This is a genomic window from Streptomyces sp. NPDC001153 (assembly GCF_053598315.1).
This window is the reverse complement of record NZ_JBSFJZ010000018.1, coordinates 86,838-109,981: the sequence shown is the minus strand read 5'-3', so window position 1 is coordinate 109,981 and position 23,144 is coordinate 86,838. Positions and strand designations below refer to the sequence as shown.

Genomic DNA, 23,144 nt, shown 5'->3' with positions numbered 1-23,144 from the left:
CCGCCGTGGTGCTGCGCCAGGCCCTGCTCGACCACGAGTTCTTCCACGTCGGGCCACGCGGCCTGGAGGAACGGGCGGCCACCGGGGTGCGGGGAGCGTGGGACGAGTGCGGACGGTCGGGCATGGACCGGCCGGTGTCCGGCGTGCCGTCGACCGACATGGCGCCGCTGCCCGGCGGGCCCGCCGGCGGCTACCGGGTGCTGGCCGCCCGGCAACAGGAGGGCGACGGCATCCGGCAGGCGCTGCTGTACCAGACCCACGACGTGCTGGGCGCGGCCGTCCTGCTCGCGCCGGACGGTGACGGAACCCCCGGCGGCGAGCCCTCCTGGCGGCTGCTGGAGACCGCCCGTCCCCCGGCAGCCGCGCCCGGAGGCCTGGGCGCGGCCCGGGTGCTGCTCGGCATCACCGCGCACCCGCTGTCCACGGGGGACGACCTCGCCCGAGTGGGCGCGCTGCTGCCGGACCTGGTGGCCGGAGCGCGTCCGGGCCGGTGGCAGTACGACGGCCGACCCACCGGCCAGGGGTTCGCCGTCTGGGAGATACCGCAGAACGCCGATCCGGCCGCCGACGCCGCTGCGGCACCGCCGAGACGCCGTCTGGTGGTGCTCGCCCCCGTCGCCCTGGAACGGGAACTGGACGCCTGGGCCTGGCACAGCCGCGACCGGCTCGCCCCACTGACCCGGTACCTACTGCACGCGGCGAAACTCCGCTACCAGGCGGCGGTGTTCGACGCGAGCCGGCACCGCGAGCTGCGCCGCCGGGTGGAGGAGGCCACCGACCGGGCGCGGACCGCCTCCCGGCTGCTGCGAGGCAATCCCCGGACCGCGCTGCGGGAGGCGCTCGACACCCGCGCCGTGCTGGTCGGCCTGCGCACCGACACCGACGGGCTGATCACCGCCGCCGCCCGGCTGCGGGTGATGAGCCGCACGGTACGGATCGCCCGCGCCAATCTGGCCGCGGCCGTGGCGGGCGGGGCGGTCGTGCTCCTGCCGGGTGCCGGCGACGTCCGGGACACGGGCGGCGCGAGCCGCCCCGCCGGTGCCGAGGACATCGGGGACCTGGACAACCCGTTCGGCAACGACGAACGGCTGGGGCTGGGCCTGGAGCGGCAGCTCGACGACGACGCCGAGTACCTGGCCGCGACTCTCGACTCCTCGGCGGAGGTGGCCCGGGAGGCCGCCGCGCTCGTGGAGTCCCATCTCGCCGACCATCGGGCCCAGTTGGCGCTTCTGCAGAGTTCCCTGCTGGGAGCGCTGCTGATGAGCCTGACCGTGGTGCAGGCGTTCGGCTACCGGGTGCCGATACCCGGGCCGCTCCAGGCCCCGGTGATCGCCGTGCTCGCGGCCCTCGCGCTGCTCCTGCCGGTGGCCGCGGCCGGCTGGTCGCGCAGCACCGTGCGGCAGGGCCCGTTCCGGGCGCTGACCCACACCCTTCCGGCGACGGTCGGCGCCGCGGTCGGATGGCTCCTGGCGACCCTGGCCGCCGAGTGGGCGTACGGCACCGGGCAGCGGGCCGCCTGGTCCACTGGCGCCGCCGCGACGGGAGCGGTCGCCGCGGTGGCCGTCGGACTGCTCGCCGGCCGGCGCGTGCGCCGGTCGGAGGGGTCGCCCGTACCCGGAACCAGGCACCCCCGGATCCCGAACCACCGGAACGACTGATCGGCTGGAGGCCGGTATGGGCGCCGTCCGCTGTCTGAGGGCCCGCAGGAAGTACGAGGAGGGAGTGGCGGCCGGGCGGGCCGGCCGCTGGGAGGAGGCCCGGGCCGCCCTCACCGACTCCCTCGGCCTCTTCACCGCCGAGGGCATGACGCACCGTGTCCCCGTCGTGCTCGAACCCCTGGTCACCGCCTGCATGTTCGCCGGCCGGCTCGACGAGGCGCTGCGCCACGCCCAGGCGCTGCGCGATTTCGCGGACGGCAGCGACGATCCCATGGACCGCGGTACCTGGCTGGGCAAGTACGGCGAGGTGCTCAGCCAGATCGGCCGGTACCCCGAGGCGGCCGAGGTGCTGCGGCAGGCGGAGCGTGCCCTGGCCGGTACCGCCGACCGGGAGGCACGCCAACTGCGCTGGTCGTGCCTGAGCGACCTGGGCAGCGTCCTCGCGTACGCGGGGTGGTTCGGCGATGCGGAAACCGTACAGCGGCAGGCGTACCTGCTCGGGGAGGAACTGGGCAGCCGGACCAGGATGGCGTTGTCGGCGAGCCAGCTCGTCCTGGCGGTCAGCGGCGTCGGCCACCCCGAGCGGGCCCTGGAGTGGGCGGAGACCGCGGTCGACTGCCTGGACCCCGGGGAGGACAGCGCCGTGGTGGCCGAGGTACAGGGCAACCGGGCGCTTGCGCTCGCCGCCGCCGGGCACCACGACGAGGCGGAGGAGGCGATGCGCCGCGCCTTGGACGCGGCGGGCGACGTCCCGCTGCTGCGCTCCCAGGCCCTGCAGGTGCGCATGGAGACGACCCGCCGGGCCGGACGCCTCGACGAATCGGCCTCCATCGTCGACGAGTTGCTGGCCCGGCTCCCCGAGGACCAGTTCAGGCCGAGGGCCATGGCCCTCAACCACCGTGCCGTGATCCGCCTCCAGCAGGGCCGGCCCGCCGAAGCCGTTGCCGACCTCGAAGCCGGACTCCGCCTCAAGGAGCAAGTCTCCGACCAGCGCGGACTGGCCACCGGTCACCTCAATCTGGCCCACGCCCACCTCCGCGCCGGTGATCCCGCCGCCGCGCGCCGCCACACGGAACAGGCCGAGCCGCTCTGGGAGGCGCTACGGCGCGCGGGCGCCGACGAGTCGGGCGCGGTCGGCCTCTTCGAACAGCATTCCGTCGCCGTCTACCAGATCAAGCAGGAAATCGCCCTGGCCGAGGGCGATCCGGCCGGCGCCCTGGCCGCGGCAGAACAGGGCCGTTCAGGCCCGTTGAGCGCTCGCGTCCGGACAGCCCGCCCGGGCCGGGAGTCCGTCCCCGGAGACCCGCCCGGCCCGGACCGTATCCGGCGCCTCGCGGCCCGGACCGGCGCCACGGTGCTCCTCTACGCCACCCATTTCGACCTGGCCGACGCCGGCTTCCCCGCCGTCGTGCCGGGCGCCCTCCACCTGTGGGCGGTGCTCCCGGACGGCCGGATCCGCCACCACACGGCCCCGGACTTCGATCCCTCCGTGTCCGGGGGGCCCGAGCCGCGCGACGCCGCCGAGGCCGTACGGCTGCTGGAGCGGCAGGCGGGCGACGAGCGGGTTCGGGCCGAATGGGCCCGCGTCCTGCTGGAACCGGTGGCCGACCTGCTGCCACGCGGATCCGGCGCCCGGCTGGTGGTCGTACCGCAGCGGTCCCTGTGGTCGGTGCCCTTCGGGGCACTGCCGCTGCCCGGCGGGGAACCACTGATCGAACGGTGCTCCGTGACCCTCGTACCGTCGCTGCACGCCCTGGAGATGCTCACCGTCGAGGACGCCTGGGCCGCGGGCCCGCCGGGCGGCGCTCCGGAGGACGTGCTGGTGGTCGGCGGTGTCGAGGGCGGCGTGGCACCCGCGCCCCTCGACGGATCCCCGCAGCCGCTGCCCGTCGTCGCCCGCCACACCGCCGAAGCGGTCGCCGCCCTCCACGGGGCGAAGCCGATGACCGGCCGGGTCACCGTCCCCGCCGTCCTCGCCCGCCTCGGCACCGCCGACCTGCTCCACTTCTCCTGCCACGGCCTGGTCGACACCCGCCTCCGCCTCGACCAGCCCCCCGGCGCCCTCGCCCTCACCCCCGTCCACGACACCGGCGCCGCCGCCTCGCCCGAAGAGCAGGGGCAGCTCACCACGCCGCTCATCACGGCCACTCCGACCCGGGCCCGGCTGGCCGTTCTCGCCTGCTGTGCCACCGGGCAGGGCCTGATCACCATGGACGGTGTGCTCGGGCCGGTCCGTGCCTTCCTCGCCGCCGGCGTGCCCACCGTCGTCGGCACCCTGTGGGAGGTGCCCGAGGGGCCGACCCACGAGGTGATGGTCCGCTTCCACACCGAGCTCCGCGCCGGCGGCGACCCCGCCGAGGCCCTGCGGCGCGCCGTCCTCCAGGCCCGCAGGGACTGGGAACTCCCCGAGATCTGGGCGGCGTTCACCCTCGTCGGCTCCCCGGGTCCGGCCCGCCCGGTTCCTGCGCAGTCAAGCTGAACCGTGGTTCAACCGGGCCGGATGTCCTGAGGCCCGCGGTGGACTGGCAGATAGGTGCGCTGCTGCGGGAAACGATCACAATGAGCTACTTCAGAGTGGCCACCGATGGGGTGACGGGCGGCAGGGCGTGACAGGCGAGGCTCTCGGGCTGCTGAGCGAGATGTCTCACGTCCACCTGCTGGTGTGGCGTCGTGGTGGCTCGCTGGGCCCGGCGCATTCCCCTGTAGCGGCGGGCCCAGTTCTCGTCCTGGCTCTCCGCTCCCGCTGCGAACGGCACGCGGAACGGCCCGTGTTGCCGGGGGCGGACCATGCATGCGCACGGCGCGCCCACGGCCTCCGAGAAGAGCGCAAGGCCTGGAATCCACCGGCGATCGTGACACTCCTCGGCCTCCAGCAGCAGTCCTTCGCGCGCGGTGCCTCACCCCCCGAATCCGCTGTGGGTCCGGGAGCCGGCACCGGCCGCCGGTTCATCACCCAGTCACATTCGCCCTTTGGTTCGATCACCGAGCAACAGTGTCGTACCCTCTGCTAGTCCTATCGCCTGCGTGGCGGAGAGCCACGCCAAGTGGGGGGAATTCAGCCCAAAAGTGAGTAGAACTGCCGGGCATCGCGCGAGTCGGCGCGGTGCCCTTCTCGTGGCCGCCGTCGGCGCGATCACCGCGCTGGCCGGAACTCTCGTCGTCTCGGTCGATACGGCAGGCGCCACGAACGCCCCTCCGGCGTACACGTCCGCGATACCGGACACCGCCCCGCGTCCCCCAGCCGCCGCGCCGCACTGGACAGCCTTTGCGGCCAAGCAGTTCTGGACCGCGCAGCGCATGGCAGAAGCAAAGCCGCTTCCGGACGCCAAACCGCGGACCGCGGGCAAGGCCGCCCACCCCACGCTCCAGGGGCTCGTCAAGCCGCCGGTGTCCGGTGGCCCGAACGCCCAGGACCTGCGCGAGGTCCCGATGGACGTCACGCCGACCGACACCGCCGGCCCGACGGACACACCCACCGGCACCTCGACCCCGGATCCCTCCGCCACCGCTACGGACACCCCGACCGCCGCGCCGACGGGCACCCCGTCCGCCTCCCCGAGCACTTCCCCCAGCGCGTCGGGCTCAGCGACCCCCACCGCCTCGCCCAGCCCGTCCCCCACGAGTGCGGGCGCGACAGGTCCCGCCAGCTCGTACTTCGGCGGGCTGCCGATGGTCGGCCGGATGTACATGCAGACCGGCAGCGGCTCCTACTTCTGCACCGCGAGTGTCATCAACAGCCCGCACCACAACATCGTGCTCACCGCCGGGCACTGCATGGACGGGCGGGCCGGCGGCGGCTCGCTCGCGTTCGTCCTCCAGTGGACCGCGGCCAATCCCCAGCCGTACGGCATCTTCCCCGTCGCCACCGACTCCGAGGGCCGCAGCCGGGTCTGGATCGATCCTCGCTACTACGACCGCGGACACGTCCAGGGCGCCCCGTGGGACGTGGCGTTCGCCCAGGTCGGCGCGCGCAGCGACGGCAAGCAGGTGCAGGACGTGGTGGGCGGCAACAACCTGGCCACCGGCCGCGGCTACGTCTTCCCCAGCATTCGGCTGGTCGGCTACCCTGGCACCGCCTCGCAGCCCCTGACCTGCGACAACAACACCACGCAGTACACCCCGACCGACGGCACCCCCGGCTCGTACCTCCGGATCGCCTGCAACGGCTTCGCATCCGGCACCAGCGGCAGCCCGTTCCTGGAGAACTTCGACCCGACCACCGGCACCGGCGACGTGGTCGGCAGCATCGGCGGCTGGGACACCGGCGGACCGACCGACGACGTCTCCTACAGCTCCTCCTACGGCTCCGACGTGCAGAACCTGTACCAGGCGGCGGTCGCCGGCACCACCCCCGCACGTCCCAATGTGCTGCCCGGCGCCTCCACACTCACCCATGCCACCCTCGTCACCTCCGGCTCCTTCACGCCCTCGCCTTCGCCCGATCCGGACAAGAGCGACATGATCGTGCGTTGGTCGGACGGCGAGCTGACGCTGTACCGGGGTGGTGGCAACGGACGGTTCGACAAGGAAATACGGCTCGTCGCGGCCAACACCACCTGGACGAAGGCCGTGTCCATCACGGCCGGCGACTTCACGGGCGCCAACACCTACGACCTGCTGGTGCGCTGGAGCGACGGCAGCCTCACCCTCTTCCCCGACGTCGACGCGCGCGGCCTGCACAGCCAGATCACACTCGCCAAGCCGGGCACGCTGTGGCAGCACGAGGTCACCATGACCGCGGGCCGCTACACCACCGACGACCACTGGCCCGACGACCTGATCGTGCGCTGGTCCGACGGCGAGACCACTCTCTACAAGAACCTCAACTCCACCGGCATCCACAGCGAGGTCCGGCTCAACCCTCCCAACTCCACCTGGACGCACGCCACATCCCTCACCTCCGCCGACCTCGCCGGAACCAACGAGTCGGACCTCGTGGTCCGCTGGTCCGACGGCGAACTGACCCTGTACCCGGACATCAACCAGTACGGCTTCCACGGAGAGGTGCGACTGCGGGCCGCGAGCACGCTGTGGACCCACGCCACGCTCACCACGGCGGGCAACTTCACCAGCACCGACAGCCGGCTCAACGACTACCTCGTGCGCTGGTCCGACGGCCAGCTGTCCATGTACCAGGACAGCGGCAACAGCCTCGGCACGGAAGCCGTACTCGCGACCGCGTCCGGCTCGTCGCTGCCGTACTACCGGCGCTGACCACGAAGTCCCCTGGGCCATGGACCAGGGGACTCCTGGCGGTGCGTCACGAAAGGTGTTACCGGCTCCTTCGCGGACCGCGGCGGGGCACGCTCGGTTTCGGCTGATGGGAGCGGGGTCGGCGAAGATGTTTCTTCCTGGCCCCGCCGCCCGTCCGAACGCCGCTACGACCCAGCGTTGGACCCGCATCAGCTCACCGTCAGCTGACCTGAACGGTGACCGGCGAGGAGTGGAACGTGCCGGACTTGGTCGCCACCCGCACCTGCTCGGTACCCTTCTTGGTGAACGTCCGCTTGATCGTGTAGGTGCCGTTCTTGTTGACGGCCGCCGTGGTCTTCAGCGTGGTCCACTTGCCGTGGTGCTGGTGCTGGAGCACCAGCGTCGAACCGGCTTTGATGCCCCTGACCCGGCCGGTGAACACCACGGTGTTGCCCACCTTGACGGCCTTGTGGTTGGCCGAGACGGTGATCGAGCCCATGGCGGTCGGCGTCCGCGACGGCTTCACGCTCGGCATGCCGGTGATGGAGGGCTTGGGGGGCGGCGTCCCCGTCGCGGCGACGGCTCCGGCCGTACCGGTCGACAGCATGGCGGCGGACAGGGCACCGGCGGCGAGCGCACGGGCGCTTCGGCTTTGGGTGGAGCTCATTGATGGGTCTCCTGTTTCCTCGGAGTCCCCCCTGGTGGCGAGTCGGCCACTCGGGGCGGCTCGCGCATCCAGGCTGGCCCGAGGGCGGCTGAGCGGCATGTCGAAGCGGGCGCGCGAGCCGTTGAAACGTCTATCGATTTCGGCAAAGCCGCAGGCTGGGCAGGGGTCTCCAGCCAATCCCCTTTGCCCTTTCCTTGCAATTTGTCACTGAATCGGATGAATATCATCACAATGGGTGATGGCGGTGATGGCGGGTGACGCCGGGACTGGCATACCGAGGGCGGAAAGCTGCTGGGCCCGCTGGGGGAGACCCTGTTGCCCGGCGGCGGTGCAGTCGACCGCGGCCTCCCCGCCCCGCCGGCATCGGCGTCCCCGACCGCATCCGGTCGATTCCGGGTGCGGTCCCCGGTGAGGCCGCGCCCCCGGCACGCCCGCCTGTGCTGCCGCGCCCCCCAGCACCACAACGACCGGCTGCCCCGCCCCCGCCGCACGCCCCAACGCTGGTGGCCGTTCGGCCGCCGGCGCTGAACCGTGCACAGCCGACAGCCGGTCCCTGTGAACGCGCGGCGTCTGGGCGCCACCAGTCCGCCCCCGGTGCTGTGTCAGGTGCGTGATCTGGGCAGGCAGCTCGCCCGCCCAGGACTGCTTCGCCGATCTGGGCGGCATTTTGGATCACGCCCCCACAAACGGGATGTCCCGCTCTTGATTTCGGAGCGTGTTGGTCTTGGTGGTTCCGGCGGGCTGGCAGCTCGGGAATCGCTGGTCGGCCCGTCACTCGTACCGGTACTTCAGTGAATCCGCCTCCGCCTGCTCGATGTCAGCGATCGTCAGCTCAGGCATCCGCAGCTGAGCCAGCGTCACCTCTGCCGAGGACGGCTGGGCGTCCGTCGGCAGCCACTGCTCCGGCTTCCAGGCCCCGCTGCGCAGCAGCGACTTGGGGCAGTGCGGGTAGACCTCCTCGATCCCCAGCACCAGCGCGCTGGCCGGCGGTTTGCCCACCGCGGTCAGCTGCGACAGCAGCTCCGGGCGGGTGGAGACGCAGGCCCGGCCGTTCACCCTGAGCGTCGTGGTGCGCCCTGGGATGACGAACAGCAGCCCGGCCCGTCCGGTGGCGACGACGTTCTGCAGGGTGTCGAGGCGCTTGTTGCCGGTCGCGTCCGGTATCGCCACCGTCCGTGCGTCCAGGACGGCGACGAACCCGGCGGGGCCGCCGCGCGGGGAGACGTCACAGTTGCCCTCGGCGTCCGCGCTGGCGACCAGAACCAGCGATGAGCATCCGATCAACCGCCGGGTCTGTTCGGTGAGTTCGGTCATCTGCTTGCGTACGGCCGCGTCGTTGGGGAGTTCGTAGACCCGGCGCAACGCCTGCTGGTCGGACACGGCGTCGAGGCGGAGCGAGTCGAAGGCACTGCCGGCAAGGGGTGTTGTCATGACTCCGACCCTAAGGGGCCGACCTGCGATTGATCTTGGTCGGTGAGTGTGGGGACATAGAGACACGCCAACGCCGAAGTCCGGCAGTGGCGCCCGCTCCAGCGGTACACCGGCCGCCGCGAGACCTGCGATTCACCTCCCATCGCCGCTTTGGGTCTCCGACCGAACCGACAAGCGGTCCACCCGGCACAAACCCAGCACCGAATTGGTGCACGTGAGGGCGTCGGGCGAGGCCGACGGTACGTTCTTCCCGGGCACAGCCATCCTGCGGATCTTCGCGTCTCCGCCGGATTCGGACGTCGCGGCTGGTCCTCTGGGCCTGGGTTTCCTGGTCGACGACCGCCACGTGATCACCTGCGCGCATGTCGTTGTCGCGGCGCTCGGCTTGACGCAGGGAGTGGGCCACGGGAGAGTGCGCGCCTGTACGTGGACCTGCCGCTGCTGTCCGAGCCGCGCAGCCCGGCACCGGCGATTACGGCACGCGTAGTGCTGTGGGGCCCCTCGCGGGCCGAAGGCGGCTTGGATGTCGCGGTGTTGCGGCTGGGCAGCGTCGTGGCCGGTACCGGTCCGGCACGGCTCCTCGACAGCGAGCCGGAGGCGATGCGCGGACACGCCACCCGGATCGTCGGTTTTCCCGAAGGCCGTAGGCAGGGAGTCTGGCACGAGGGTGTCCTGCGCGGATCGCGTCTCCCGTGGCTTCAGCGGCAGCCCCGTATGGGACCAGGACCTTGGCGGGGCGATCGGGATGATGGCCAGGGCGGATCTCGGTGAGCCGGCCGCCGGCTTCATGATTCCCGTCGCTCAGCTGATCGCGGTCTGGCCCCGCTGGCCGATGTGGCACGGCCTCCCTCGCCGTTTCGCAGCCTCGAACCGTTCGAGGAGGCGCAGGCCGCGGCGTTCTTCGCCCGGGACGCCGACAACTACCGGCTCGCACAGGTCGTGGCGGAAGAGCAGCGGACCACGCTGGTGGGTCCATCCGGCTGCGGAAAGTCCTCGCTGCGGAGAAGTTCGCAGACAGCTCCGTGGTGGCAGACGAAGTCGCCCGCCATGGGATCCGACAGGTCGCCGCACGCATCTTGCACGTGCAGCACGCCAGGCAGCTGCTGATCGCCATCGACCAGTTCGAAGAACTGCTCGACGAGTAGGTCTTCGTGCCCGGCGACATCGACGCACTGGCCGAGGTGCTCGGCCCGACGTCGCCGCAGACGGTTTCCGTGCCGGCTGTCCTGCGCACGGACTTCCTCGGCCCCGTCATGAACCATCCTCGCCTCAATACTGGTCATCGAGCCTCTTCAGCGGTGACTCTCCAGGGTGAGGACCGCCTTGGTCGTTGACGTGAGGCGGTTGGGGCTGCAGCGGGCGCAATTCGCTACGATCTTCGATCTAACGTGATCAACTTCAAGTAGTTCCCCATCCCTGCGATCACGACTCCCCATGGGGACGGCGAATCCGTAGGTGTGCACTCGGCAGGCCATGACCGGCCTCTACGATGACCCGATGCGCCAGCCCGCCGCAGATCCGTACTGGAACACCAACGTCGCCCGGCACCCGGGCATCCTCCGGGCTGTTCCCGAGGGGTGCGGCGAGGCCCTGGACGTCGGCTGCGGGGACGGGCTGCTGGCACGGAAGCTTGCCGGGCGGGCGAAACACGTCACCGGGATCGACAAGTCGCCGGACATGATCGCCTGCGCACGCCAGTCCGCCGCTGGTCAACCGCAACTCACCTTCGTCGAGGGAGACTTCCTCACCGCGGAACTTCCCGGTGCTCAGTACGACTTCGTCTGCTCGGTGACCACGATCCATCACATGGACTTCGAGGCGGCCCTGGTCCGCATGCGCGAGCTGCTGCGGCCTGGCGGCACGCTGGTGGTGGTCGGTCTGGCCCGCGAGGCGAGCGTGACGGAGTGGGCCGCGTTGATCGCGGCTGCCCCGATCGTGCGGATCACGAAAACGCTGCGTCGCGCGCGTGGCCCGCAGGGCATGCCAGTCGCCGACCCGCAGATGAGCTATGGGCAGGTGCGGGCTGCTGCCCGGCGGCTGCTACCCGGCGTGCGCTACCGCCGGCATGTGCTGCGCCGGTACTCGCTGACCTGGGAGAAACCCGTCCGCTGATCTGGCATCGACAGGATCGTCCCCGTCCGCAAAAGCCGGCTTCACCGTCGCGCCCCGGCGCCGTTGCCTCCGCTGCCTCCGAGGCCTGCCGGGGGATGCGGTGCAGCGGTGCCGGCACTTCCCCGGTACCGTGCGGGGGGCGCTCATGCCCCGGCCGTGGCTCAGCCGGATGATCCAGCCATTCTGGCGGGCCGCCAGGTGGACATGTTCGTGCAGTGCTGTATCAGTGTTGCCCGGGTTCACGCGCCGTTGGCGTAGCGCACGGTGTGGAAGAGCGTGCCGCGGCCAGCGTCGGAGGCGAGGCGCGACCTGGCCGTTGGCCAGCACGACCATCTGCAGGCTGCCGCCGAATCCGGCCATGGCCACCCGGATCGGCATGCCTCAGTGGCGGGGAGTGCCGGTTCAGGCGACGAGGTCATCGCCGGTCGGTTTCCCTTCGTGGGCTTGGGCGAGCGCTTCTGCAGAGCGGTCTGCCCAGTCCGCGGCCAGGGCGGACAGGGCGGCGCCGGAGATCGTCAGGAAGGTGCGGCGCTCCATCGCTGTTCGCAGAGCCTCTCTGCCTCTCCCACGTCTCCATCCAGTCACTCAGCGCACAGGACTGCTGACTCCCTCGCGACGGCGGGACCCCTGCGGGACCCGCTCCAACCCGTCGGCGTACTCAAACAGTTGCGCCCATCGTCATGGTGTCGCGGCAGGCGGCGGCAGTCCCGCTCGAGACGGAAAGGGGAGGATCTCGCAACCCTGCGCCTATGCCGTCGAGCAGCGGCCTCGTTCAGTGCACCGCGATGCCGTTCAGCGGCCTCATGCCCGCCGTTCCGCCGCCCCCTCCGGTTCGCCCCCGGCCCAGGGATTGGTGGACAGGGTGTGCACCGCGCCAGCTCGGCAGCCTGTGGGTTCTGTGCCTGGATGAGGAGAGGATCGAGACGGTGAAGAGGCTCGCCAGACGGCGCCCCACCTCCCTCCCCGATACTTCGCCATCAGCTGGACGAAGTACTTGGTGGTTGATCGACACGGGTCGAGCTGCCCTCCTGAGCGACGGCCCCGGGGGGATCTGGCGAGTACTTCGCCGAGTTCCCGGACGTGGATCTGGTAAGGGAACATAGACCAACGCTCACCTTTCTTCTTGAGTGAGGCACCAGCCGCCTCCGTACTCACAGGTGCAACGCGAAGTCAGCGGCGACCAGAGCCGCTTGACGATCTGTCAGGAAGGGATATCACCATGTCCTTCGCCAAGATCATGCTGGCCAAGAAGGCCAAGAAGAAGGAGTGCGGCGCCGCCGGCGAGGCCAAGCACCACAAGAAGAAGCACCACCACCGCAAGCACAAGAAGGCCGCTGCCAAGTAGCACGGCGTCGCGGAACACGATCACACAGGCAGGCCGTGCCGGGATCCGTTCGTGCGGCACAGGCGCGCGACGGATCCCGGTACGCCTTCGCATCGGGTAGTGCCCAGGAAGCATCGGTCATGCACACTGCAGCACCCGCCACCATGCCCGTGGCCGGATCCGGGGCGGGACCCGCGGCCGGCGCCTCGTCCCGGATCCGGCACGCCCGTATCTCTCCCCTGGCCGCGTTCCGGACTTTCTGGCCGCTGGTCAGCGTCAACCGCGCGGCCATACTGGCGTCCGCCGTGCTGCTGCTGGTCTCCGCCGGGTGCGACGCGGGCGCGATCGGCATCGTCGGCGTCCTCACCGATGACGTCCTCACCCCCGGCGACCTCACCGCTTTCTGGGGGCCCGCCGCCCTCTGGCTGGGGCTCGCAGTGGCCGGCGCGGTCGCCTCCGCGGCGGGTGGCTATCTCGCCGGATGGACCAGCGAGCACTTCCTGCTCGGCCTGCGTGACCGGGTGTTCCAGCACCTGCAGCGGGTGCCGCCGGACGCCCTGGACCGCTTCGGCACCGGCGACCTGGTCTCCCGGCTGACCGGAGACATCGAGTCCGTCGAGTCACTGGTCGCCTCCGCGCCTGTCGAACTGATCACTTCCGCCGTCGGAGCGGTGGTGTTCGCTGTAGCGGCCTTCTGGACCAGCTGGCAGCTGGCCCTGATCACCCTGGCCGTCGCCCCGTTGATCTGGTTCGGCGCCCGGGCGTTCGGCACCCTGATGCGCTCCGCGACCCGCGCCGAACGCGACAGCAACGGCCGGCTGGCCTCCCTGCTGGAGGAGAGCCTGGCCAACATGCCCCTGGTGCAGGCTTACGGCCGGCAGCAGGCCGAGCACAGCAAGGTGCACCGCGAGGGGCGCAACTGGATGCGCGCCGGCCTGCGGCAGATCCGGCTGTCGTCGGTGTACGGGCCGATGGGTGAACTGGTCGAGACGCTCAGCGTGCTGGCGGTGATCGGCGCCGGCGCCTGGCAGATCTCCGAACACCACCTCAGCGTCGGCGGACTGCTCTCCTTCGCCGCCTTCCTCGGCTATCTCCACCCGAAACTCCAGGAACTCGGCGAGCTCGTCGTCAGCGCCTCCTCCGCCACCGCCGCCTGCGAACGGCTCATCGAGGTCCTGCGCACCGGACCCCTCCCCGAGGCCGCCCCCCGCGAGGACGTCCCGCCGCTCGCCGAACCGGTCCGCGGGGCTGTCACCTTCCAGGACGTCGGCTTCTCGTATGCCGGCGGCGGACACCCCGTCCTGGAACGCGTGCACCTGGACATCGCACCCGGCCTGCTCGTCGCGGTCACCGGACCCAGCGGCACCGGCAAGTCCACCCTCGGCAAGCTGTTGCTGCGATTCCACGAACCGTCCCGGGGCCGCATCCTTCTCGACGGCCGGGACATCGCCGAACTCCCCCTCGACGAGGTGCGCCGCCACATCACCCTGCTTCCGCAGGACAGCATGCTCTTCGACGGCACGGTCCGCGACAACATCTCCTACGGCCGCCCCGACGCCACCGAGGCCGACGTGCTCGCGGCCGCCGTCGCCGCGGATGCCCATGACTTCGTCAGTGCGCTGCCCGAGGGTTACGACACCCCGGTCGGCAAACGGGGCAACAACCTCTCCGGCGGCCAGCGCCGCAGGATCGCACTCGCCCGCGCCATGCTCCGCACCGCCCCCGTGCTGATCCTCGACGAGCCCACCGCCGGACTCGACGATGCCTCCACCGCGCGCATCATGGCACCGCTGCGCCGCCTCACCGCCGGTCGCACGACCTTTCTCATCACCCACGACCTGCGCCTGACGGCTCAGGCCGACCTCGTGCTCCACCTCACCGACGGCATCGCAGCCATCACGACCCCGGCCCGGTCATCAACAACAGGCGTGCAGTTGGAGGACGAGGCGGCTTGAGAGCCGACGTAACCGGGTCCACCTCGTCGACGGCGGTGTCGCGCCGGTGGCCCGGTCCTCGCGAGCGAGTACGTCGAAGAATCCGGTCTCCGGCCCCCGTGAGGGGATGCTCGCACCCTCTGCTATGGACCGTGGTGGTACACCACCCCGGGGTGCAGGGCTCCGGACGTGGCGAACAGTTGGGGCACCGTGACCAGGACATAGCCGCGGGACTGGAGGGTGCGGACGATGGTGGGCACCGCCGGCGGGGTGGTCGCGTACCGGTCGTGCAGGACGACGATCGCGCCCTGTCGTACGCGAGCCAGCACCCGGTGCTCGATCAGGCGCGGGTTGTGGTTCTTCCAGTCCTTGGCGCTGACGCTCCACATCACCACCGACATGTGCGCCGCACCGGCCGCCGCCCGAACCTTGTCGTTCCAGGCTCCGAAGGGCGGCCTGAAGAGGGTCGGGCGATGCCCGGTGACCGAGGCGATCTGCGCCGCCGCGGTCGTCAGCTCATGGTCGATCCGGGCGGTCGGGAGGCGGGTGAGGCGTGGGTGAGTGACCGTGTGGTCGCCGATCGCGTCACCGTCGCGCTGCTCCCTGAGGACGACGTTCCGGTACTGCAGAGCGCGCGGTCCGATGAGGAAGAAGGTGGCGACGGCATGCCGACGCTCCAGTGCCCCGAGAATGGGCACCGTGTAGGGGGTCGGACCGTCGTCGAAGGTCAGGGCGACACACTTGGTGACCCGGCAGTCGAGGACGGGAGCCGATGTTCCGACGGCGGACGCGGAGGATCCGGCGGGCGCGCGGGGGAGCGCGGCGGCGGTCGGTGGCGAGGCGAGTACGGCCGCGAGCGCGCATGCGGCTGCTGCCGTCACCCTGCACCGCCACCCTGTCCTTGCAGGCATGGCAGCCACCTCGATGACATACGGCGACCCTGTCTTCAGGGTCGCCGGTCCGGCCGGATCCGGCATCGCGGGATGAGTGTGAGAAACGCCTGAAAAAGCTAAGTTCTTTGTAAATCTCCTGGTAGGAGGGCTGGGTGTAGATCTCCGCCTCATACCGGTTCTTAGCTTTCCCGCCGTCCGCGAAGTCCGACAGCGGAAGTCGGTCTGGAAGCTGACCACCACCGACAAGGAGCGGGGCGGCGGCCTCAGGCTGAGACGGTCATCTGGGGGATGTCGATGAATGCCGTGCCCTGCAGGAGCTCGGTGAACTCGCCAAGGCCCGCCTCAGCGATGAGGCCGCCGGCCAGGAGGACGGGGTGGCCCGCCGGATGAGCGGGCGCCGGCGGTCCTTGGCGAGCCGACGCCCGCGCTCGTTGATGAGAGCCGTATCGACTAGCGGATGCATGTGGGGGTCGAAATACTCCAACATGTTCCGCGATTCGACGAACGAGACCCCGAGTTCCTCCTGAAGAAATCTGAGAAACGCAAGAGGGGTGAGGTGTCGAGGGTTCCGCCGGGTCAGGTATTCGAGAACCTCCAAGAAGGCTGCATCCGCAGCGACAAGATCTCCCAGCGTTTCATCGTCCACGAAACGAACGGCGGCCTTGGAGTCCTTGGCGGCCGCGAGTTCACGCCCTGCACCACACCCGGTTCGAGGAGGCGGTGCGCGACCTGATGCGCCGTGAGACCCCGCCGTGGCCCGGGTCGTCGCCCTGGTGCGCGCTGGATTTTCAGAAATCCAGTCACTTCGTCATGCCGCGGAACACCTGGCGTTCGAGCCGTTGCCGGAGACCGCGAAGAAGCGGACCATCAAGACCGGCAAGAACGCAGGCAAGCGGCACCGGCCCCGGCGCACGCCGCGGTCCATCAAGGCGCAGGGCGAAACGGGGGAGTCCTCGTCGATGACCTTCGTCCAGCCGCCGTGGTTGCTCTTGGCGACAGCCGGTATGCCGGCGGACCACATTGGTCATGCCGGCCCCCGAGCCTCCGGCCGCGCCGCAGGGCTTTCGCAGCGGACGCCTTGGTTTCCGCCGGGCGTGCTGGTGGTGCGGAGCGGGAGCAGGGCGTTGTCGTCGGTGTGCCCGCCCTGGGGCCGGCTGTGGTGTACCAGGTCGTCGATCAGCTGGTCCAGGTCGGATACGTCGGTGTGGGCGAGGTGATCGGCGAGGCCGGCGGTGGTGCGGTCGGTTTCCCGGGGACTTCGACCAGGCCGTCGGTGTAGAGGGCGAGGAGGGTGTTCGCGGGAAGGGACGCGGTGGTGAGGGGGCACAGGGCGTCGGCGTGGATGCCGAGGAGTGGGCCGGGTTCGACGGTGAGTACGGCGGTGTGGCGGTCGGGGCGGCGCATGAGTGGTGGTGGGTGGCCGGCGCTGGCGAGGGTGATCTGGTGACGTGGGAGGTCGATGTGGGTGTAGAGGCAGGAGACGAGGAGGTCGGGTTCCAGGTCTGTCAGAACGCGGTTCGTACGGGCCAGGACCTGGTCGGGGGTGGCGCCGGCGGTGGCGTGGGCGTGGACGGCGGTGCGGACCTGCCCCATGAGGGCGGCTGTGGCGGTGTTGTGGCCCTGGACGTCGCCGATGTCGGCCGCGGCGCTGTGGTGGTTCAGTCGGATGACGTCGTAGAAGTCACCGCCGATGTCCATGCCGTGGCTGGCGGGGAGGTAGCGGGCAGCCACGTCGAGGCCGTCGATGAGGGGCAGGGTCCGGGGCAGGAGCGTCTGCTGCAGTGAGTGGGCGAGGTGGTGCTTGGTGTCGTAGAGGCGGGCGCGGTCCAGGGCCTGGGCGATCAGTCCGGCCAGGGAGGTCAGGACGGCACGCTCGTCCGCGGTGAAGGTGTGGGGCCGGTCGTAGGAGAGGATGCAGCAGCCGACCGGCTGCCCCGAGACGATCAGCGGGAGGAACGCCCATGCCTGTTTGTCGCCGAGCCGTGGTGCCTGCGGGTAGCTGCGGGCCATCTCGGCCGGGTCGGCGAAGAAGGAGGGCACGCCGCTGGCGAGAACCTGCCCGGCGGGCGTGATGCTGGTGTCCAGGGGCAGGCCGTCGAGGTGTTCGATGACTTCGGGCCGGTAGCCCCGGTGGCCGGTGATCTTCAATCGTCCGGCCTCGGCCGCGGACAGCATCAGGCCCTGGGCGCCGAAGGCGGGCAGGACCTGGGCGGACACCAGGTCGACGACATCGCGGACGCCCACAGCCTCGGTGAGGGCCGCGGACAGGTGCATCAGCTGATACAGGCGGCTCACCCCGACCGGCCCGCTGGCCGTAGGGGGCGGACGGGCACCAGGGCCGGTGGCCGGTTGGCGAGCGCGGTCTGGACCACGCGGACGCTGATTCCGTCGGGACCGGGGAAGAAGTAGAAGTCCAGCCAGGTACCGGCCGGGCGCAGGGCATGGAAGCACACGGGCTCGCGGCTGAGAAGTGCCGTCTGGTACTTGTCCCCGTAGGCCGGGTCGTCCAGCCAGGGCAGGGCCTGCCAGGGCGCCGGCCCAGCAACTGATCGGGATCGCAGTCCAGCAGGCGGGCGGCGCCTGAGGTCACGAAGGTGATCCGCTCTTTGGTGTCGAGGGCGAGACTGCCCCCGGGCAGGCGTTCGGCGAAGCCGACCGCGGCCTGCGGGCGGCGGGTGTCCAGGTCGTGGATATGCACCAGGCGCGGCTGCTCGGGGATGACGGGCTGCTCGCCGGCGGCCTTGAGCAGGCCGCTGATGCGGTGGGCGGCGTACATGGTGCGGGCGCGTTCGCGGTGGCCGGCGCGCGGGGAATGGCCGGCGGGCCACAGCAGCAGGGCGCCGCAGCACGTGCCGGGGCCGGAGATGGGCGCGGCAGCCATGCAGAACCGGTAGGGCTGCGGGGTGGCGGCGCGCGGATAGCAGCGGGCCAGCTCTTCCAGGCCATCGACCCACACCAGGCGGTCCTCGCGCCCGGCGTCGGCCACCGGGTCCGGGGTGGCCAGCGCGACGCGCGTCCAGGGCTCGGCGTACTCGGGGGGCAGGCCGCCGGTCACCACCAGGCACAGCACCTGCTGCTGGGCATCGAGCAGGTAGATGCCGCCGACCGCAGCCCCGGTACGGCGCACGGCTGCGACCAGCGCACCGTCCAGAGCGTGCCCCGACGCTCTTGCGTCGGGCCGGTCACCGCGCCGGGACATCGCGCGGTCCCGGTGGGCCTTCGGCGGTACCCCGGCGGATGGAGCGGGCGCGGGTGGCCTCCCCGCTGATGCTCGGCGCCCTGCCGGTCTGCGGCCAGCCGGCACCGGCCTCCGGCCAGCCGGCACCGGTCTGCCGGTCTGCCAGCACCGCCAGACGCACCAGATGGCCGGTGGGACGGGGGACGCGGGCGGCAGCGGTGCACTGGGCGGCCCGGTCCGGCACCCCACCGTCACGGGCCGCTGCACCGGCCGCCTCATGCGCGAGCTGCGCCAGGAGCGCGGAACCGGCGGTCACCAAGGTGCGGCGGGCCGGCTCGGCCCGGCTCCAGCGACGCCGGGCATGCCAGGCCGCCTGCCGGCACGCAGCACGGCAGTATTGACGGCCGCTGACCGGGGAATCCGGCAGGGCCGCCCCGCACCGGACACAGCGCGCATCACCCATACCAGGACACTACGCCCGCGCCATAGTGACGGCGGCCCCCAACGGCCCCCGGGCGCAGGAGGTACGCGGGCGGCCGGTTCAGACGCCGAAACCGGGCGGGCAAGCGATCGCGCCCTGCGGCACGGGCGGCTGCGGATTCAGCAGCAGAGCCATCAGGGCCGCACCCGGAACCTCGACAGGGGCCGGGATGCCTTGGCGGGACGCCGGGACGAACCCGAAACGCGGCCATGGGCCCGGTCGCGCCGGAGGCTCAAGGCTGCGGACTCCCCGTTCTCCACCAGCCCGTACCCGACCTCAGCGAAGCAGCTCATTGCCGAAGCGCGTGGGCCGCCGCCCACGTCCGCTGGACCGGCTCACGCACGGAGTGCAAGTCGCAGCAGGATTTTTGGACCGCTGGGTCATGCGCAGCCATTCCTCGGAGCGGTTGACTCCCTTCCACCGGCGGGCCACCACGGCCAACGGTGGCCCTGACTGAGCGTGACTCCGGTCCCCTGGCGAGGGCCTGGCCACCACCGGAGCCGGCCGGACGCCGAGAGACCCACCAACGGGAGGATGCCGTGGATGACCTCGTCGGGGCATGGGCCCTGAGCAGCGTGACCGTGGATGACCTCTTCGGCGGTGAGGCCACCGGACCTCAGACGCCGTTGGGAGCGCGGCCGCACGGGATGCTGCTGTATGCGGCGGACGGCTGGATGAGTGCACTGCTTGCCGGTGGGGACGAGGTTCGGCCGGCTGCAGGGGTGGCCCGCGCTACGGATGTTCCGGTGTTCTCCGGCGCTGCGGTGGCGTACGCAGGCCGCTGGGAACGCAGCGGAGACCAGGTCAGGCGCCACGTTCTGGCCAGTCATTACGCCCCGTGGGTCGGCCGCACCTTGACTCGGCGCGCCGCGCTCGACGGTGACCGGTTGCTCCTGCTCGCGGAGACGTCGAAGGGGCAGCGGCTCCGCCTGCAGTGGTACCGCGCCGACCCGAAGCCCGCGCCCGGAACGCCGCCGCCCCGGCGGCAGGCCAGCACCTGATTCCCCCACTTCCTCCCCTTGTCCAGCATTCTTGATGGAGACAGCGATGCGCACAGCGAACCTGCACGGCCGGCTGGCCCTGATCTTCGATGACCGGGCGGTCGATGTGGAGGAGGCCAGTGGTGGCCGCTTCGCAGCCGATCCGCAGGCGGTGTTCGAGCGGTGGGACGAGTTCCGCGACTGGGCTGCTGATGTCTCCCCGGCCGGGGGCCGGCCGGTGGACCAGGCCGCCTTCGGGGCGCCGGTGCCGCGCCCTCGTCAGGTGTTCGCCATCGGGTTGAACTACGCCGATCACGTCGCCGAGTCGAACCTGCGGACTCCCGAGGAGCCTGCGGTCTTCACCAAGTTCGTCACCTCCCTCACCGGCCCGTACGACCCGGTGGCGCTGCCGAGCCCGGTGGTGGACTGGGAGGTCGAGCTGGTCGCGGTGATCGGCCGCCGTGCCGAGCAGGTCCGGGCAGAGGACGCCTGGTCGCACGTGGCCGGGCTGACAGTGGGGCAGGATCTGTCCGAGCGGCATGTCCAGCTGCGCGGACCGGCTCCGCAGTTCTCGCTCGGCAAGTCCTTTCCCGGCTTCGGCCCGCTGGGACCCGTGCTGGTCACTCCGGACGAGCTGGAGGACCCGGACGACGTGGGCATCGGTTGTGCTGTGGACGGGGAGACGATGCAGCACTCCCGCACCAGCCAGATGATCTTCCCGGTTTCGGAGCTGATCGCCCGGCTGTCCGCGGTGTGCCCCCTGCTCCCCGGCGACCTCGTCTTCACCGGAACGCCTGCCGGAGTCGGCGGCGCCCGCGAGCCGCGCCGCTTCCTGGCGCCCGGCCAGGAACTGCACAGCTGGATCGACGGCATCGGCGCTCTGCACAACCGGATGGTTTCCGCGTCACCGCTCCGCCCGGCCCCCCAGTAGCTTCTCGTCCCGCACTTCCTCTGGAGTTCCCCATGGCCCTGCACCGCCTCGCCCGCATCACCATCGGCGTTCCCCAGGTGGCAGAGACCTGTGCCTACTACAGCGAATTCGGCCTCCAGCCGCTGGAACACGGCCGCTTCGGCACCGTCGACGGCGGTGAGCAGTTGCGGATCGTCCACGCGGAGCGCCGTGCCCTGCACGAGCTCGTCATCGGTGCCGACGACCCGGACGACATGAGCCGCATCGCCGCCCGCCTGGAGCGGCTCGCGGTGCCCTTCACCCGCGACGGCGCCAGGTTGTGCGCCACCGACCCGGGCACCGGCGTACGAGCGGTGGTCGAGGTCGAGCCGAGGGCGGTTCAGCCGGCCGCGCCGCGCGAGTCGTCCAACGGGCCCGGCCGGGTGGAGCGCCCGGACCGGCGGGCGGCGGGCCTGCTGCGCGAGGGCCCGGTCCGGCCGAGGCGCCTGGGGCATGTCGTGCTCGGCTCGACCGACCAGGACGCCTCGCAGCGGCTCTTCACCGAGGGCCTCGGGTTCAAGGTCAGCGAACTGGTCCCTGGAGCCGCGTTCCTGCGCTGCGCCAGCGACCACCACAACGTGCTGGTGCAGAGCGCCCCGATCCCGTTCCTGCACCACTCCTCCTGGCAGGTCGACGACATCGACGAGGTGGGCCGCGGCGCCACCCGCATGCTCCAGGGGCACCCGGAGCGACACGTGTGGGGTCTGGGCCGCCACTTCCTGGGGTCGAACTTCTTCTGGTACCTGAAGGACCCGGCCGGCAACTTCTCCGAGTACTTCGCCGACATGGACTGCATCGTCGACGACCAGCTGTGGACACCGAGGGTCTGGGAAGACGCCCGCGCCCTGTACCGCTGGGGCCCGCCGGTGCCGCCTTCCTTCCTGGAGCCCGAAGACCTCGCCGGCCTGATGACCGGCGCCCACACCTGAGGGCCTGCGGCAAGCCGCCCTGGGCGCACCGAAGGAAACCTCGTGATCACCTCGCGATGGAGCATCCACATTCCCACCCGCACAGCCCGCCGGAAGGGGAGTCAGCTGCTCGTCGTCGACGCCGACACAGCCCACGAGGCCAGGGAGGCCGCGCTCGCAGTGGCACAGCGCCGGCCGGCCCTCCGCCACCGGCAAGGTGCGGCGCTGGACCTGGACCCGGCTGGGATCAGCCGGCGTTCCCCTCCCGAGCCGGGCCCTTCTCAGCCTGGTCCGCCAACTGCTTCACGGCACGCGTCCCTGGACGCCCTACGAACCAACTCCCCCAGAAACAGCCCACATCGATCACCCGTGGAAGGAAACACGTGCGCACCGATTCCCCCTCGCACACCTACACCGAGCCGCCTGCCCGGATCCGCGAAGCCCTCTCAGCCCGCACACACAAGATGGCGTCGGTCGAGGAAGTCCTGGCCGCACTGCCCGACATCCCGCCGGCCGAGACGAACCATGACGGTGAGACCGAGCAGCTGGACGGGATCAGCGTCGTGCACCGCTTCGTAGACGCCCCCGGCGACAGTCAGCAGGTGCGCTGGCACCTGGTCGAATGCGGCCCCGCCGACGCCGAGACCGTGGTCTTCCTGCACGGCGTCCCCGACTCGTGGTGGCAGTGGCACCACGCCCTGGAAGCCCTGGGCGGCACCTACCGATGCCTGGCCATCGACCTCAGGGGTTACGGCCAGTCCGACAAGCGCACCGGCGACTACCGGCAGGAAGGAGTGGCCATCCAGCTCCAGGCTCTGCTCGACCAGCTGGGCGTCGACCGTTTCAGCCTGATCACGCACGACCGCGGCACCCCGGTCGGCGACCACCTGGTGGCCAGGATGGGCGAACGGGTCGTCCGCTACGGCCGCGGCCAGCAGCACCTGTGGCACCTGCATCCCGACCTCCACCCGCAGGAGGCCATGTTCACCGGCCCCGAGGCCCGCACGATCCTCACCGACGCCCGCCGCCTGGTCACCACGGCCTACACCAGCCTCACCGAGCGATCCGTAGCCCAGGCCGACCTGGTACGCACCATCCAGGAGTTCAGCCACCCCGGCACAGCGGCCGCCGTGCCACGCTACTTCCACTCCTCCTCCTTCGACCAGGAGTGGATCGACCGCCGCACCCGCCTCATCAGCTCCTGGACCTGCCCGGTCCTGCTCCTGCAGGGCAGCGACGACCCGCTCCAGCCCCGCGAGTTCTACGACGACCCCGAGGTCCTCGCGAAGCTGCCCGCCGGCAGCGGCCTGCACCTCTTCGACTCCGGACACTTCTGGCCCTTCGAAGCCCACGAGGAAATGGTGGAGGTACTGCGCTCGTTCCTGGGCCAGTCCGTCTGACCCACCCGGACGACCGCACCGCGGCGGCCCCCGCGC

Annotated in this window: 18 protein-coding genes; 11 read left to right on the top strand and 7 right to left on the bottom strand. The window is 71.2% G+C overall.

Going from position 1 to position 23,144, the window contains the following annotated elements:
- Window positions 1-5 precede the first annotated feature (5 nt).
- The 3 genes from ACWDEN_RS21855 to ACWDEN_RS21845 all read left to right on the top strand — a co-directional run bounded on the left by ACWDEN_RS21855 (window position 6) and on the right by ACWDEN_RS21845 (window position 6,872).
- Complete coding sequence (locus ACWDEN_RS21855; RefSeq protein WP_450859937.1) at window positions 6-1,658, top strand: CATRA conflict system CASPASE/TPR repeat-associated protein; 1,653 nt, start codon at window positions 6-8, stop codon at window positions 1,656-1,658.
- A 16-nt stretch (window positions 1,659-1,674) separates the two neighbouring features.
- Complete coding sequence (locus tag ACWDEN_RS21850) at window positions 1,675-4,137, top strand: CHAT domain-containing protein (RefSeq protein WP_450859915.1); 2,463 nt, start codon at window positions 1,675-1,677, stop codon at window positions 4,135-4,137.
- A 635-nt stretch (window positions 4,138-4,772) separates the two neighbouring features.
- Entirely contained in the window at window positions 4,773-6,872 is a 2,100-nt protein-coding gene (locus ACWDEN_RS21845) for a trypsin-like serine peptidase (protein ID WP_450859914.1), read from the top strand.
- Window positions 6,873-7,071: 199 nt separating this feature from the next.
- On the opposite strand, the gene ACWDEN_RS21840 is transcribed toward ACWDEN_RS21845, so the two are convergent.
- Window positions 7,072-7,518 (bottom strand): hypothetical protein, encoded by a 447-nt coding sequence (locus tag ACWDEN_RS21840; RefSeq protein WP_351620490.1) that lies wholly within the window; start codon window positions 7,516-7,518, stop codon window positions 7,072-7,074.
- A 771-nt stretch (window positions 7,519-8,289) separates the two neighbouring features.
- A complete protein-coding gene (locus tag ACWDEN_RS21835; RefSeq protein ID WP_351620488.1) occupies window positions 8,290-8,949 on the bottom strand; it encodes an MSMEG_1061 family FMN-dependent PPOX-type flavoprotein in 660 nt (219 codons plus the stop codon).
- An 834-nt stretch (window positions 8,950-9,783) separates the two neighbouring features.
- Here ACWDEN_RS21835 and ACWDEN_RS21830 point away from each other — a divergent pair.
- Window positions 9,784-10,056 carry an nSTAND1 domain-containing NTPase gene (locus ACWDEN_RS21830; RefSeq protein WP_351620486.1) on the top strand — a complete coding sequence of 91 codons (273 nt, stop codon included), beginning with the start codon at window positions 9,784-9,786 and terminating at the stop codon, window positions 10,054-10,056.
- Between the two features lie 390 nt (window positions 10,057-10,446).
- A complete protein-coding gene (locus ACWDEN_RS21825; protein ID WP_351620480.1) occupies window positions 10,447-11,061 on the top strand; it encodes a class I SAM-dependent methyltransferase in 615 nt (204 codons plus the stop codon).
- Between the two features lie 402 nt (window positions 11,062-11,463).
- Here ACWDEN_RS21825 and ACWDEN_RS21820 read toward each other — a convergent pair whose 3' ends face one another.
- On the bottom strand, window positions 11,464-11,598 hold the full coding sequence (locus tag ACWDEN_RS21820) for a hypothetical protein (RefSeq protein WP_351620478.1): 135 nt from the start codon (window positions 11,596-11,598) through the stop codon (window positions 11,464-11,466).
- Window positions 11,599-12,280: 682 nt separating this feature from the next.
- Between ACWDEN_RS21820 and ACWDEN_RS21815 the strand changes: the two genes are divergently transcribed.
- Together ACWDEN_RS21815 and ACWDEN_RS21810 are read left to right on the top strand one after the other, a co-directional pair.
- Window positions 12,281-12,406, top strand: coding sequence for a hypothetical protein (locus ACWDEN_RS21815; protein ID WP_351620475.1), 126 nt, complete (start codon window positions 12,281-12,283; stop codon window positions 12,404-12,406).
- Between the two features lie 119 nt (window positions 12,407-12,525).
- Window positions 12,526-14,340, top strand: a complete 1,815-nt coding sequence (locus ACWDEN_RS21810) for an ABC transporter ATP-binding protein (protein ID WP_351620472.1) — start codon at window positions 12,526-12,528, stop codon at window positions 14,338-14,340.
- Between the two features lie 122 nt (window positions 14,341-14,462).
- On the opposite strand, the gene ACWDEN_RS21805 is transcribed toward ACWDEN_RS21810, so the two are convergent.
- From ACWDEN_RS21805 to ACWDEN_RS21790, 4 genes are all read right to left on the bottom strand, one after another.
- Window positions 14,463-15,200, bottom strand: a complete 738-nt coding sequence (locus ACWDEN_RS21805; RefSeq protein ID WP_351620469.1) for a polysaccharide deacetylase family protein — start codon at window positions 15,198-15,200, stop codon at window positions 14,463-14,465.
- Window positions 15,201-16,388: 1,188 nt separating this feature from the next.
- On the bottom strand, window positions 16,389-17,486 hold the full coding sequence (locus tag ACWDEN_RS21800; RefSeq protein WP_351620466.1) for a PP2C family protein-serine/threonine phosphatase: 1,098 nt from the start codon (window positions 17,484-17,486) through the stop codon (window positions 16,389-16,391).
- Between the two features lie 17 nt (window positions 17,487-17,503).
- Window positions 17,504-17,665 carry a hypothetical protein gene (locus ACWDEN_RS21795; RefSeq protein WP_351620464.1) on the bottom strand — a complete coding sequence of 54 codons (162 nt, stop codon included), beginning with the start codon at window positions 17,663-17,665 and terminating at the stop codon, window positions 17,504-17,506.
- Between the two features lie 729 nt (window positions 17,666-18,394).
- Window positions 18,395-18,706, bottom strand: a complete 312-nt coding sequence (locus ACWDEN_RS21790; RefSeq protein ID WP_351620461.1) for a hypothetical protein — start codon at window positions 18,704-18,706, stop codon at window positions 18,395-18,397.
- A 704-nt stretch (window positions 18,707-19,410) separates the two neighbouring features.
- On the opposite strand from ACWDEN_RS21790, the gene ACWDEN_RS21785 reads away from it, so the two are divergent.
- From ACWDEN_RS21785 to ACWDEN_RS21770, 4 genes are all read left to right on the top strand, one after another.
- Window positions 19,411-19,872 (top strand): lipocalin-like domain-containing protein, encoded by a 462-nt coding sequence (locus ACWDEN_RS21785; protein ID WP_351620459.1) that lies wholly within the window; start codon window positions 19,411-19,413, stop codon window positions 19,870-19,872.
- A 46-nt stretch (window positions 19,873-19,918) separates the two neighbouring features.
- Window positions 19,919-20,782 carry a fumarylacetoacetate hydrolase family protein gene (locus ACWDEN_RS21780; protein ID WP_351620457.1) on the top strand — a complete coding sequence of 288 codons (864 nt, stop codon included), beginning with the start codon at window positions 19,919-19,921 and terminating at the stop codon, window positions 20,780-20,782.
- A gap of 32 nt (window positions 20,783-20,814) precedes the next feature.
- A complete protein-coding gene (locus tag ACWDEN_RS21775; protein ID WP_351620454.1) occupies window positions 20,815-21,729 on the top strand; it encodes a VOC family protein in 915 nt (304 codons plus the stop codon).
- A 362-nt stretch (window positions 21,730-22,091) separates the two neighbouring features.
- On the top strand, window positions 22,092-23,108 hold the full coding sequence (locus tag ACWDEN_RS21770; RefSeq protein ID WP_351620451.1) for an alpha/beta fold hydrolase: 1,017 nt from the start codon (window positions 22,092-22,094) through the stop codon (window positions 23,106-23,108).
- The last annotated feature ends 36 nt before the right edge of the window (window positions 23,109-23,144 follow it).